Genomic DNA, 12,653 nt, shown 5'->3' with positions numbered 1-12,653 from the left:
CGCGCCCGCGCCCGCGACGGACGGCCTGAGAGCCGGGCGGTTCCTTGCTCCACCTGGCTCTCCGGGCCTCACTGACCCGGTCCATAAGTTGTCACTCTCACTTGCAGAGTGCTAACGCCAATGATTAGCACTCGACCCCCGAGAGTGCAAGCTCCTCCCTCGGCCCGGCACCCCCGCGGGGACGTGCCGTACACGCACGAGGGGCCCGTATCCCTGTGTGGGATACGGGCCCCTCGGCGTGAGTGCGTCGGTGGCCGATCGCGCCGGGATCAGACGGCGAGCTTGACCATGTCCGCCTGCGGACCCTTCTGGCCCTGCGAGATCTCGAACTCAACTCGCTGACCTTCTTCAAGGGTGCGGTAGCCGTCCATCTGGATCGCGCTGTAGTGGACGAAAACATCCGCACCACCGTCGACCGCGATGAAGCCGTAGCCCTTCTCCGCGTTGAACCATTTGACGGTGCCCTGAGCCATGCCTTACTCCCCTATTACTGCCGGAACGCTTCGACCGCGGCTGAATGTATCTGCCCAACTGCCCTCTGCAACAGGTCAATCGGACGAGAAATCTGGGCGCGAACGAACACACATAGCGACGGATTGACTGCGTTCCGGGGCAAGTCGGGCCGGGCAAAACACGCATGTGCCCGCAAAAGTCACCGAGAGTTTGACCCCAGGTTGTCGCGATCTCGTATGCGCTCGGCACCGGCCGCGAGGGGGTGTTCCCAACTCTACCGCGCTCAACCATAAAGAATGGCCCCCTCCGCTTCCTGTGCGGAGAGGGCCGTTCCGGACCGCGGAGGGGGCCGGGGACGCGGGCCGCGCGTCCCCGTGAGGGAGCGTCAGCAGCCGCCGGCGACCGCGGGGATGATCGAGATGCCGGCGCCCGCCGGGGTGGCCGTCTGGAGGCCCTGCTCGAACCGGACGTCGTCGTCGTTCACGTACACGTTGACGAAGCGGCGCAGCTTGCCGTCGTCGTCCAGGACGCGCGCGGAGATGCCCGGGTGGTTGGCCTCCAGGGACTGGATGACCTCGGAGAGGGTCTCGCCCTCCGCCGGGACCTCGGCCTGGCCACCGGTGTACGTACGGAGGATGGTGGGGATGCGGACCTTGACGCTCATGGTGGATGCCTTCCTGGGGTCGGTGGGTGTCAGTGGGCCAGGCCGGCGTCGCGGAACGCGTCCAGGCTGGGGCGGATCGTCGCCGTCGGTCCCGTGGTCGGGGCCACCGCGTCGAGCGTCTTGAGGCCGTCGCCGGTGTTCAGCACGACCGTCGTGAGCGCCGGGTCGAGCAGGCCGGCGTCGATGAGCTTCTTCGTCACGCCGACGGTCACGCCGCCCGCGGTCTCGGCGAAGATCCCCTCGGTGCGCGCCAGCAGCTTGATGGCGTCGACGATCTGCTCGTCGTTCACGTCGTCCACGGCGCCGCCGGTGCGGCGGGCGATGTCGAGGACGTACGGGCCGTCGGCGGGGTTGCCGATCGCCAGGGACTTGGCGATGGTGTTCGGCTTCTGGGGCCGTACGACGTCGTGGCCGGCCTTGAAGGCGGCGGAGACCGGGGAGCAGCCCTCGGCCTGGGCTCCGAAGATCTTGTACGGCTTGTCCTCGACGAGCCCCAGCTTGATGAGTTCCTGGAGGCCCTTGTCGATCTTCGTGAGCTGGGATCCGGAGGCGATCGGGATGACGAGCTGGTCGGGCAGCTCCCAGCCGAGCTGTTCGCAGATCTCGTACGCGAGCGTCTTGGAGCCTTCGCCGTAGTACGGGCGGAGGTTGACGTTCACGAAGCCCCAGCCCTCGCCGAGCGGGTCGCCGATGAGCTCGGAGCAGAAGCGGTTGACGTCGTCGTAGTTGCCCTCGATGCCGACGAGTTCACCGCCGTACACCGCGGCCATGACGACCTTGCCCTGCTCCAGGTCGTGCGGGATGAACACGCAGGAGCGGAAGCCGGCGCGGGCGGCGGCGGCGCCGACGGCGCCGGCCAGGTTGCCGGTGGAGGAGCAGGAGAGCGTGGTGAAGCCGAAGGCGCGGGCGGCCTCGACGGCGATGGCGACGACGCGGTCCTTGAAGGAGTGCGTCGGGTTGCCGGAGTCGTCCTTCACGTACAGGCCGCCGGTGACGCCGAGTTCACGGGCGAGGTTGTCGGCCTTGACGAGCTTCGTGAAGCCGGGGTTGATGTTGGGCTTGGTGGCCACGTCGGCGGGGACGGGCAGCAGCGGCGCGTAGCGCCAGATGTTGTCGGGGCCCTCGGCGATGCGCTTCTTCAGCTCTTCGGGGGAGCCGCTCGGCAGGTCGTACGCCACTTCGAGCGGCCCGAAACAGGACGCGCAGGCGAAGATCGGGCCGAGGTCGAAGCGCTCGCCGCATTCGCGGCACGAGAGGGCGGCGGCGGGTCCGAGGTCGACGGCACCGGGAGTGACACCGGGCGTGGGGACGGTCTGCACAGACATGGAGGCGAGGCCCTTTCCTCATCTTCCTCGCGACGTACTTCGCCGCAAGACGGAATTGGCACCTTCCCCACCATGACCTCGCGGTCGGCGGGAGGGTTGCCGGGGCTTCAACGGGCCGTTCCCTCTGCCCCTCTGGATGAGCGGTATGGCATCGGATCCGGGGTCGGTCCCGCGATCCGAGCGTTTGTCCACCGGATGACCCCCGACATGCGGTGGTCATTCGTGTTGTTCAAGACTGTAACCGAAGGAGCGGACCGTGGAGATAGTGGTCCGCACCGCGAGATGGATCACTTTCAGGGAGAACCGACCGTGCTGGAAGAGGTGGAGCGCTGGCTGACCAGGCGTTCCTGGTCCGTGGCCGACCGATCGCTCGACCGGCTCCTGGCGGCGAAGACCGCGCGCGGCACGACCGTCAGCGTGGTGCTGCCCGCGCTGGACGAGGAGAGCACGGTCGGCGCGATCGTGTCGGTGGTGCGGCGGGAGCTGATGGAGCGGGCGCCGCTGGTGGACGAGCTGGTGGTGATCGATTCCGGTTCGTCGGACGCCACGGCGAAGGTCGCGGCGGAGGCGGGCGCCCGGGTGGTGCACCGGGACGACATCCTGCCGCGGCTGCCCGCGCTGCCCGGGAAGGGCGAGGTGCTGTGGCGGTCGCTGCTGGTGACGGGCGGGGACGTGGTGTGCTTCGTGGACGCGGACCTGCGGGAGTTCTCGGCGGACTTCGTGACGGGGATCGTGGGGCCGCTGCTGACGGAGCCGGACGTGCAGCTGGTGAAGGCGATGTACGACAGGCCGCTGGGCTCTCGCGGCGCCCCCGGCGCTTCCGCCGGTCCTTCCGCCGGCCAGGGCGGGCGGGTGACGGAGCTGGTGGCGCGGCCGTTGCTGAACCTCCACTGGCCGCTGCTCGCGGGCTTCGTGCAGCCCCTGGGCGGGGAGTACGCGGCCCGGCGCACCCTGCTGGAGCGGCTGCCGTTCCCCGTCGGGTACGGCGTGGAGCTGGGGCTGCTGGTGGACGCGCTGCACACCGTGGGGCTGGACGCGCTGGGCCAGGTCGACGTCGGCACGCGGCTGCACCGGCACCAGGACGACCGGGCGCTGGGGCGGATGGCGGCGGCGATCTACCGTACGGCGCAGCTGCGCCTGTCCCGGTCGCACCTGGGGGCGCACCTGGTGCGGCCCGAGCTGACGCAGTTCGAGCGCGGTGAGAACGGCTTCGTACCGCGGACGTACGACGTGGACACGGAGGAGCGGCCGCCGATGCGGGAGATCGCGGAGTACACGGCCGGCCGCGCGGCGTAACCACCCCTTCCAGTCCTATTTACCTATATTGCGTCCTTATGGAGACCTCTCTGAGCATGTGGTTCCTCGCCGCGGCCCACAGCGGCGCCACCGCCGAGCGGCTGTGGCTGCTGGGCGGGATGGCGGTCGCGCTGACGGGGGCGGGGGTGGTCGCGCTGGCGGCGGCGCGAGGGCGCCGCGGCGACTGATCCCGTACGGCTCCCTTCACGGCTCCTCTCCGTACGTTTGAGCGTTTCCCGTACGGGCTAGATTTCGGCACATGGTTTCCGAGCAGGCCGCCCAGGTCCTCGTCGCGTCCAACCGCGGCCCCGTCTCGTACACGCTCCGCGACGACGGAGCGCTGGAGGCCCGGCGCGGCGGCGGCGGGCTGGTGTCCGGCCTCTCGGCCATCGGCCCCGACACGGACGCGGTATGGGTGTGCGCGGCCCTCGGCGACGGCGACCACGAGGCGGTACGGCGTACCGGCGGCCGGCTGGACCCGGAGGACACCGGCGGGCAGCGCGTACGGATGCTGGGCATCGCCCCCGACGTCTACGCCGGCGCGTACAACGGGGTGGCCAACTCCACGCTCTGGTTCGTCCACCACCTGCTCTACCAGACCCCGCTGGAGCCGTCCTTCGGCGCGGAGTTCCGGGCGCAGTGGGGGGCGTACGAGGCGTACAACCGCGCGTTCGCCGAAGCCCTCGCGGACGAGGCCGCCGACGGCGCGTCGGTCCTCGTCCAGGACTACCACCTGGCCCTGGTCCCCGGCATGCTCCGCGCCCTGCGCCCCGACCTGCGGATCGGCCACTTCTCGCACACCCCCTGGGCGCCGGTGGACTACTTCCGGCTGCTCCCCGACGACATCGCCCGCCAACTGCTGCGGGGCATCCTGGGCGCGGACCGCGCGGCGTTCCTGACCCACCGCTGGGCGGACGCCTTCACGGCCTGCTGCACGGAACTGCTGGGCGGCACGGGCAGCACCCGGATCGGCGTGCACGGCCTGGGCGCGGACGCGGACTTCCTGCGCGAACGGGCGCACCGCCCCGACGTGGGCGAGCGCATCGTGTCGCTGCGCGAGGAGATCGGCGGGACGGACCGGCGGACGATCGTCCGGGTGGACCGTACGGAACTGTCCAAGAACATCGTCCGCGGCCTCCTGGCGTACCGGCAGCTGCTCACCGACCACCCCGAGTGGCGCGAACGCGTGGTCCACGTGGCCTTCGCGTACCCCTCCCGCCAGGACCTGTCGGTCTACCGCGACTACACGGCCGAGGTCCAGCGCGTGGCGGACGCGATCAACCTGGACTTCGGCACGGACGGCTGGCTCCCGGTCGTCCTCCACGTCAAGGACGACTTCGCCCGCTCCCTGGCGGCGTACCGCCTGGCGGACGTGGCGCTGGTCAACCCGATCCGCGACGGCATGAACCTGGTCGCGAAGGAGATCCCCGTGGTCTCGGAGAACGGCTGCGTCCTGGTCCTGTCCCGCGAGGCGGGCGCGTACGAGGAACTGGGCGACGACGCGCTGGTGGTGAACCCGTACGACATCTCGGCGACGGCGACGGCCCTCCACGAGGCCCTGACGATGCCCCACGACGAACGCGCGGAACGCACGAAGCGCCTGGCGGCGGCGGCCACGGCGCTCCCCCCGTCCCAGTGGTTCCTGGACCAGCTGGAGGCGCTGCGGGGGTGAGGCGCCGGGGGGCGCGCTGGGGTGGGGTGCGCTGGGGCGCGTGGCGTTACGCGGGCACGCGTAGGCGCGGCCCGTGGGTCAGGTGGCGGAGACCGCCTCCGCCAGGGCCGCCAGGAAGTCGGCGACCGCGGCGGGGCCCGGGAGGGTGAGGTCGGATCTGGTGGACAGTTCCGGGACCTCCGTGCCGCTGCACACCAGGAGGCCCGGGTGGCCGTTCGCGCGCAGGGCGTCCACGGCCGTGTAGGCGGGGAGGTCGCCGAGGTCGTCGCCCGCGTACAGGATCGTCTCGGCGCCGGACTCGTCCACGTACCGGGTCAGTGCCACGCCCTTGTCCACGCCGGGCGGGCGTAGTTCCAGGACCATGCGGCCCGGCTCCAGGACCAGGCCGTGGCGGGTCGCGAGGCCGGCGAGCGGGGTGCGCAGGGCGTCGAAGGCCGCCTGGGGGTCGGTGGCCCTGCGGGTGTGGACCGCGAACGCCTGGCCCTTCTCCTCGATCCACGTGCCCTGGCCGAGGGCGAGGCCGTCGAGGAGGGCGGGGAGTTCGGCGCGGGCCGCGGCCACGCCGGGGTGCGGGTCGGGGGCGGTGACCGTGCCGGTGGCCGCGTCCCAGCGCTCGGCGCCGTAGTGGCCGAGGACCACGAGGCGCTCCAGGCCCGGCACGCCCGCGAAGCCGCCGAACCGCACGGCGACCTCGGCGGGCCGGCCGGTGATCACGACGATCGACGCGACGTGCGGGGCGAGGGCCGCGAGGGCGGGGAGGGCGCGGGGGTGGGCGCGGGCCTGTTCGGGGTCGGGGACGATGTCGGCGAGGGTGCCGTCGAAGTCGAGAGCGACCACGGCTTTGGCGGGGTGTGCGAGGAGCGCGGTGAGGCCGGCGGTGCCGGTGGTTGTGGTGGGGGTTGGCAGGGGGTTCTCGGGGCTGCCCATGCCCTTGACCCTATCGGCGCGGGTCACTGCTTGTCCTCAATCGCCGGACGGGCTTGATTTTGCCCGCTGCGGGCCGTCTTTCATCTGCGGGTTGTCGCCGGGGGTCGGGCAGGGGCCATGTCCTGCACTGCATGTTTTACGTCGCGCGCAACCACTTGTTGACTGCAACCCCCGTCACGCGACACAAAACACGCTCTACGTTCCGGACACGACCCCTGCCCGCCCCCCTTCCAGGCGCACGTCCAGACAAATCAAGCCCGTCCGGCGTTTGAGGACATCGGTGAGCCGCGCCCGCGCGACCGGCCGACGCACAAACCAAGCCCGTCCGGCGATTGAGGACTGGTCAGCGGCGGGCTCGGTGGGTGGTTCTCAGGCGGCGTAGGCGGTTGACCGTGACCGGGTCGTGGGCCGCGGCCCTGGGGTCGTCGAGGAGCGCGCCCAGCAGTTGGTAGTAGCGCGTCGGCGAGATCCCCAGGCCCTCCCGGATCGCCCGCTCCTTCGCCCCCGGCCCCGGCCAGCCGCGCCGCTCCATCGCGAGCACCGCCCTGTCCCGCTCCGAGAGCTCCGAAGAGGGCGAGGAAGGGGAGGGCGCGGCGTCTTCCGGGGCGGGGGGCGGCACTACTCCGCGGCCTCCGCCGTGACCGCGTCCCGCGCGATCGCGCCGAGCACCGTCGACGGATTCACGCCCGGCTCCACGGCCTTGCCGATGTTCTTCTTGATGCTCTCGCTCACCTTCGCCCACGACGTCTTGCCGACCGGCGGCAACTGCGACGTCGGCAGCGCGTCCTGGAACTTGCTCAGGTCCGCGTACCGCGGGTCCTTGGCCATCGCGTCGTTCGCGCTGTAGGTGACGGGCAGCAGGTCGTACTGGCCCACGAAGTCCAGCACGTTCTTGTCGCTGAACACGAAGTCCAGGAACTTCCCGGCCGCCTCACGGTGCCCCGGCTGCTTGAACGCCATCATCCAGTCGGCCACGCCCATCGAGGACTTGGACTTGCCGTTGATGCCGGGCAGCGGCACCATCCCGACCTTGACGCCGGCCTTCTCGGCCTCCTGCATCAGCGTCGGGTGGCCGTTCAGCATGCCGACCTTGCCGGCGTTGAACGCCGTGAACGCGGCCGCGCGGTCCAGCTTCCCCGGCGCGACGGGACCGGTCAGCCCGTCCCCGACCAGGTTCTTCTGGAGCCACTTGAAGGTCTCCACGTTCTGCGCCGAGTCGATGCTGTACGAGTCGTCGGCGGTCTCCGTGTAGCCGCCCCCGCCGCTCAGCAGCCACATCATCGTCTCGGCCTGGGCCTCCTCCGACCCCAGCGGCAGCGCGAACGGCGTGGTGACGCCCTCCGCCTTCAGCGCCTTGGCGTCCGACTCGATGTCGGCCCAGGTCTTCGGGGCGCTCAGGCCGGCCTCGTCGAAGAGCTTCTCGTTGTAGAACAGCAGCCGGGTGGAGGCGACGAACGGCAGCCCGTACTGGATGCGGTTGACCTTCCCCGCGTCGGACAACTGCGTCAGGAAGTTCGCCTGGGTCGGGATGTTGAGCAGTTCGTCCGCGCTGTAGAGGGCGTCCTGCTTGACGTAGTCGGCGTAGGCGCCGATCTGCGCGATGTCGGGGGCCTCGCCGCGCTTGACCATCGAGGCGACGTCGGCGTCGACGGTCTTCCACGAGCGGACGTCGACGTCGACCTTGATGCCGGGGTTCCTGGTCTCGAAGTCCTTGGCCAGCGCTGACCAGTACTTCTCGGAGCTGTTGGCCGGGCCGGTCCCGTAGTCGGCGGCGACAAGCTTGAGGGTCACGTCGCCCGACGAACCGGTGGCGCCGCAACCCGCCAGCGCCATTGTCATGCCCATCGCGGCTATCGCCGCGGTCACTCCCAGGTAGCGCTGCTGCACAGCTCTGTCCCCACCCTTGTTCTTTCGGTGTTCGTAAGGTCCCAGTCGGTCCCCTGTGGCGCCCTGTTACAAGGCAGTGATTTTCCCCTATCCGGAGGTTTAAGGTCCACACACGTGGGGTTTCGCTTCGGCAACGTCTGCCCCACCCGGCGGCCAAGGCCAGGACCTCGTCCGGCGTTTGTATGGACACGCAACAATCCAGGCCAGTGGACTAGACCTTTCAAGGGTCCACGCGCGAGACTGTTCAGGTGAGACACGTCATCGCCCTCGATGTGGGCGGCACCGGTATGAAGGCCGCCCTCGTCGGCGCGGACGGCGCGCTGCTGTACGAGGCGCGGCGGGCCACCGGCAGGGAGCGCGGCCCCGACGCCGTCGTGGAGACCATCCTCGACTTCGCGGCCGACCTGCGCGCGCACGGCGTCGAGCACCTCGGCGCGAGCGCCGTCGCGGCCGGAGTCGCCGTCCCCGGCATCGTGGACGCGGAGAGCGGGACGGCCGTGTACGCGTCGAACCTGGGCTGGCGGGACGTACCGCTGCGCGACCTGCTCGGCAAGCGCCTGGGCGACGTACCCGTCGCGCTGGGCCACGACGTACGCACCGGCGGCCTCGCCGAGGGGCGGCTCGGCGCGGGCCGGGGCGCCGACCGGTTCTTCTTCGTCGGGCTGGGCACCGGCATCGCCGGCGCGATCGGCATCGAGGGCACCATCGAGGCCGGGGCGCACGGGTACGCGGGCGAGATCGGCCACGTCGTGGTCCGCCCCGACGGGCCCGAGTGCGGCTGCGGCCAGCGCGGCTGCATGGAGGCCATCGCCTCCGCCGCGGCCGTGACGCGCGCCTGGGCCGCCGCGAGCGGCGACCCGGCGGCCGACGCCGCGGACTGCGCGCGGGCCGTGGACGCGGGCGATCCCGAGGCGGTACGGGTGTGGCTGGACGCGGTCGACGCGCTCGCCGCGGGCCTGGTCACCGCGCTGACCCTGCTCGACCCGCGCACCGTCATCGTCGGCGGCGGGCTGGCCGAGGCCGGGGAGACGCTGTTCACGCCGCTGCGGGCCGCGGTGGAACGGCGCGTGACGTTCCAGAAGGTCCCCGAGATCGTGCCGGCGGCCCTCGGCGACACGGCGGGCTGCCTGGGCGCGGGGCTGCTCGCGTGGGACCTGCTGGCGGGTCCCGGCACTGACCATTCCGACGGCTCCGGCCGATCCGACCGTCTCTCCACGGAGGTATCCGCCTGATGGCCGCACGCGCCAAGAGCACCGTTCTGACCGGGGGAAGAGTCGTGCTGCCCACCGGGACCGTGGACGGCGGCCGGGTGATCGTCGAAGGTACCCGGATCACGGGCGCCGCCCCCGCCGACGCCGTACCGCTGGACCTGTCGGGGCACTGGGTCGTGCCGGGCTTCGTGGACATGCACAACCACGGCGGCGGCGGCGCCTCGTTCACCTCCGGTTCCGTGGACGAGGTGCTCAAGGGTGTCCGTACGCACCTGGAGCACGGCACCACGACACTCGTCGCCTCCCTGGTGACGGGCGAGGCGGACTTCCTCGCGCAGCGCGCCTCCGTCCTCTCCGAGCTGGTCGAGCAGGGCGACCTGGCCGGGATCCACTTCGAGGGCCCGTTCATCTCGCCGTGCCGCAAGGGCGCCCACAGCGAGGAGCTGCTGCGCGACCCCGACCCGGCCGCGGTGCGGAAGCTGGTCGACGCGGGGCGCGGGGCGGTCAGGATGGTGACCCTCGCGACGGAACTGCCGGGCGGGATCGAGTCCGTACGGCTGCTGGCGGAGCTGGGCGTCATCGCCGCGATCGGGCACACGGACGCGACGTACGAGCAGACCGCCGAGGCCATCGACGCGGGCGCGACCGTCGCCACGCACCTCTTCAACGCGATGCCGCCGCTGGGCCACCGGGCCCCGGGGCCGATCGCCGCGCTGCTGGAGGACGAGCGGGTCACCGTCGAGCTGATCAACGACGGGACGCATCTGCACCCGGCGGCGTTGGAGCTGGCGTTCCACCGCGCGGGCGCGGGCCGCGTCGCCTTCATCACGGACGCGATGGACGCGGCGGGCTTCGGCGACGGGCTCTACCAGCTCGGCCCGCTGGCCGTGGAGGTCAAGGAGGGTGTGGCGCGGCTGGTGGAGGGCGGCTCGATCGCCGGATCCACGCTGACCCTGGACACGGCCTTCAAGCGGGCCGCGACGGTGGACCGGCTGCCCGTCGGCGACATCGTCCAGGCGATCTCGGCCAACCCGGCGAAGCTGCTGGGCCTGTACGACCGGGTCGGCTCGCTGGAGCCGGGCAAGGACGCGGACCTGGTCGTCCTGGACGCGGACTTCGCGGTCAAGGGTGTGCTGCGGCGCGGCGCATGGGTGATCCAACCTCAGCTGGGGTGACCGGCCGGCGACCGGGGTGACCAGGCCCGACGGGCCCGGCCGGCCGCCACGACGTGACGCGCCATCAGGGAGGCGGTCGGCCCGGGGTCTGGGCCTACCGCCTTCTTTTTGACATGATCACCCCGGTAATCGACCGGACGGGCGCGTTCTTGGGGGGTATGAGGGGTGATTCTGACCGTCACGCTCAACACCGCGCTCGACATCACGTACCGCACGCCCCGGCTGGTCCCGCACACCACGCACCGCGTGAGCGAGGTGATCGAGCGGCCGGGCGGCAAGGGGCTGAACGTCGCGCGGGTGCTGGCGGCGCTCGGGCACGAGACGGTGGTGACGGGGTTCGCGGGCGGCAGGACGGGTGACGTCCTGCGCGAACTGCTCCCGCTCGCGCCGGGCATCCCGGCCTACGCCCCGCCCGTGGACGCGCTCGTACCGATCGCCGGCGCCACCCGCCGTACCGTCGCGGTCGTCGACGGGTCCACCGGCGACACCACCCAGCTCAACGAACCGGGGCCGGTCGTCTCCCCCGCCGAGTGGGCCGCCTTCCTGGCCCGCTACGAGGAGCTGCTCGCGGGCGCGGACGCGGTCGCCCTGTGCGGCAGCCTGCCGCCCGGCATCCACGTCGGCGCCTACGCCGACCTGGTACGGGGAGCGCGCGGCGCGGGTGTGCCCGTCCTGCTCGACACCGGTGGCGAACCGCTGCGGCGGGGCATCGCCGCCCGCCCCGACCTGGTCAAGCCGAACGCCGACGAACTCGCCCGCCTCACCGGCTCCCGCGAGCCCCTGCGCGCCACCCGCGACGCCCGGCGCCGCGGCGCCCACGCCGTGGTGGCCTCGCTCGGCCCCGACGGCGTGCTGGCGGCGACCCCGGACGGCGTCTGGCGCGCCTGCCCGCCGGCCCCGGCGAAGGGCAACCCGACCGGCGCGGGCGACTCGGTGGTGGCGGGCCTGCTCTCCGCGCTGGTGGAGCGCCTCCCGTGGCCGGACCGCCTCACGCGCGCGGTCGCGCTGGCCACGGCGACCGTCCTGTCCCCGGCGGCGGGCGAGTTCGACGCGGGGGCGTACGGCGAACTGCTGTCACGGGTACGGGTGACGGAACAGCCCCCGCAGTGAGTCCGACGCCCGCCCCCCGCCCGGGCACACGGCGGCACCCCCGCACGGACGGGCCCCCGGGCCCGGGAAACAGAGGCCCCTGTGCCACTCGTCAGCACCGGTGAGCTGGTCACCGCCGCCGCGGCCGCCGGACACGGCGTCGCCGCCTTCAACGTCATCACCCTGGAGCACGCGGAGGCGATCGCCGCCGGCGCCGAGCGGGCCGGGGTCCCGGCGATCCTCCAGATCTCGGAGAACGCGGTGGCGTTCCACGGCGGGCGCCTCGGCCCCGTCGCCGCCGCCGCGACGGCCGTCGCCCGCGCCGCGTCCGTACCGCTGTCGCTGCACCTGGACCACGTCGAGTCGGCGGACCTGCTGCGGGCCGCGCCCGTGGCCGGGTTCAGCTCGGTGATGTTCGACGCCTCGAAGCTGCCGTACGCGGAGAACCTCAAGGCCACCGCCGAGGCCGTGCGCTGGGGTCACGACCACGGTGTCTGGGTGGAGGCCGAGCTGGGCGCGGTGGGCGGCAAGGACGGCGGGGCGCCGCCCGACGCGCACGCCCCGGGTGTCCGTACGGACCCGGCGGAGGCGGTCGTCTTCGTCGCCGAGACCGGGGTGGACGCCCTGGCCGTCGCGATCGGTTCGTCCCACGCGATGACGGCCCGCACCGCCACCCTCGACCACGCGCTGATCGCGGACCTGCGCGCGGCCGTACCCGTACCGCTGGTCCTGCACGGCTCGTCGGGTGTCCCCGACGACGAGATCCGCCGGGCGATCGCCGCGGGCATGGTCAAGATCAATGTCGGTACGGCGCTCAACTCGGCGTACACCGCCGCCGTACGCGACCATCTGACGTCCCGTCCGGCGGTCGTGGACCCCCGTAAATACCTCGCCCCGGCTCGCGAGGCGATGACCGGGACGGTGGCGGGGTTCCTGCGGGTGGTCGGCGCGTGA

At 72.1% G+C, this 12,653-nt stretch carries 13 protein-coding genes and 1 riboswitch; of the genes, 7 read left to right on the top strand and 6 right to left on the bottom strand.

Annotation, left to right across the window (positions count from 1 at the left end):
- Positions 1 to 269: 269 nt before the first annotated feature.
- The 3 genes from HA039_RS19370 to thrC all read right to left on the bottom strand — a co-directional run bounded on the left by HA039_RS19370 (position 270) and on the right by thrC (position 2,442).
- Positions 270 to 473, bottom strand: a complete 204-nt coding sequence (locus HA039_RS19370; protein ID WP_005315736.1) for a cold-shock protein — start codon at positions 471 to 473, stop codon at positions 270 to 272.
- A 365-nt stretch (positions 474 to 838) separates the two neighbouring features.
- A complete protein-coding gene (locus tag HA039_RS19365) occupies positions 839 to 1,117 on the bottom strand; it encodes a ubiquitin-like small modifier protein 1 (protein ID WP_167031451.1) in 279 nt (92 codons plus the stop codon).
- A gap of 29 nt (positions 1,118 to 1,146) precedes the next feature.
- Positions 1,147 to 2,442, bottom strand: coding sequence for a threonine synthase (gene thrC / locus HA039_RS19360; protein ID WP_167031449.1), 1,296 nt, complete (start codon positions 2,440 to 2,442; stop codon positions 1,147 to 1,149).
- Positions 2,443 to 2,457: 15 nt separating this feature from the next.
- A riboswitch (SAM riboswitch) is annotated at positions 2,458 to 2,585 on the bottom strand.
- A gap of 166 nt (positions 2,586 to 2,751) precedes the next feature.
- Here thrC and HA039_RS19355 point away from each other — a divergent pair.
- The 3 genes from HA039_RS19355 to HA039_RS19345 all read left to right on the top strand — a co-directional run bounded on the left by HA039_RS19355 (position 2,752) and on the right by HA039_RS19345 (position 5,410).
- Entirely contained in the window at positions 2,752 to 3,738 is a 987-nt protein-coding gene (locus HA039_RS19355; RefSeq protein ID WP_167031446.1) for a glucosyl-3-phosphoglycerate synthase, read from the top strand.
- Between the two features lie 38 nt (positions 3,739 to 3,776).
- The gene (locus HA039_RS19350; protein WP_167021943.1) at positions 3,777 to 3,926 is read left to right on the top strand and encodes a hypothetical protein; all 150 of its coding nucleotides are present in this window, start codon (positions 3,777 to 3,779) and stop codon (positions 3,924 to 3,926) included.
- A gap of 71 nt (positions 3,927 to 3,997) precedes the next feature.
- Positions 3,998 to 5,410: an alpha,alpha-trehalose-phosphate synthase (UDP-forming) gene (locus HA039_RS19345; RefSeq protein ID WP_167031443.1), complete on the top strand. Its 1,413-nt coding sequence runs from the start codon at positions 3,998 to 4,000 to the stop codon at positions 5,408 to 5,410.
- Positions 5,411 to 5,488: 78 nt separating this feature from the next.
- Here HA039_RS19345 and otsB read toward each other — a convergent pair whose 3' ends face one another.
- From otsB to HA039_RS19330, 3 genes are all read right to left on the bottom strand, one after another.
- Complete coding sequence (gene otsB, locus HA039_RS19340; RefSeq protein ID WP_167031441.1) at positions 5,489 to 6,337, bottom strand: trehalose-phosphatase; 849 nt, start codon at positions 6,335 to 6,337, stop codon at positions 5,489 to 5,491.
- Between the two features lie 343 nt (positions 6,338 to 6,680).
- Positions 6,681 to 6,956, bottom strand: a complete 276-nt coding sequence (locus HA039_RS19335; RefSeq protein WP_167031438.1) for a DUF3263 domain-containing protein — start codon at positions 6,954 to 6,956, stop codon at positions 6,681 to 6,683.
- On the bottom strand, positions 6,956 to 8,224 hold the full coding sequence (locus HA039_RS19330) for an ABC transporter substrate-binding protein (protein ID WP_481906679.1): 1,269 nt from the start codon (positions 8,222 to 8,224) through the stop codon (positions 6,956 to 6,958). Before HA039_RS19330 ends, HA039_RS19335 begins: the two co-directional genes overlap by 1 nt.
- Before the next feature lie 248 nt (positions 8,225 to 8,472).
- On the opposite strand from HA039_RS19330, the gene HA039_RS19325 reads away from it, so the two are divergent.
- From HA039_RS19325 to HA039_RS19310, 4 genes are all read left to right on the top strand, one after another.
- Entirely contained in the window at positions 8,473 to 9,456 is a 984-nt protein-coding gene (locus HA039_RS19325) for an ROK family protein (protein ID WP_167031435.1), read from the top strand.
- On the top strand, positions 9,456 to 10,610 hold the full coding sequence (gene nagA, locus HA039_RS19320) for an N-acetylglucosamine-6-phosphate deacetylase (RefSeq protein ID WP_167031432.1): 1,155 nt from the start codon (positions 9,456 to 9,458) through the stop codon (positions 10,608 to 10,610). Before HA039_RS19325 ends, nagA begins: the two co-directional genes overlap by 1 nt.
- Before the next feature lie 165 nt (positions 10,611 to 10,775).
- Positions 10,776 to 11,720 carry a 1-phosphofructokinase family hexose kinase gene (locus HA039_RS19315; protein ID WP_167031429.1) on the top strand — a complete coding sequence of 315 codons (945 nt, stop codon included), beginning with the start codon at positions 10,776 to 10,778 and terminating at the stop codon, positions 11,718 to 11,720.
- An 81-nt stretch (positions 11,721 to 11,801) separates the two neighbouring features.
- Positions 11,802 to 12,653, top strand: coding sequence for a class II fructose-bisphosphate aldolase (locus HA039_RS19310; RefSeq protein WP_167031426.1), 852 nt, complete (start codon positions 11,802 to 11,804; stop codon positions 12,651 to 12,653).

The organism is Streptomyces liangshanensis, assembly GCF_011694815.1.
GTDB lineage: Bacteria > Actinomycetota > Actinomycetes > Streptomycetales > Streptomycetaceae > Streptomyces > Streptomyces liangshanensis.
This window is presented reverse-complemented; position numbering and strand designations above follow the sequence as displayed.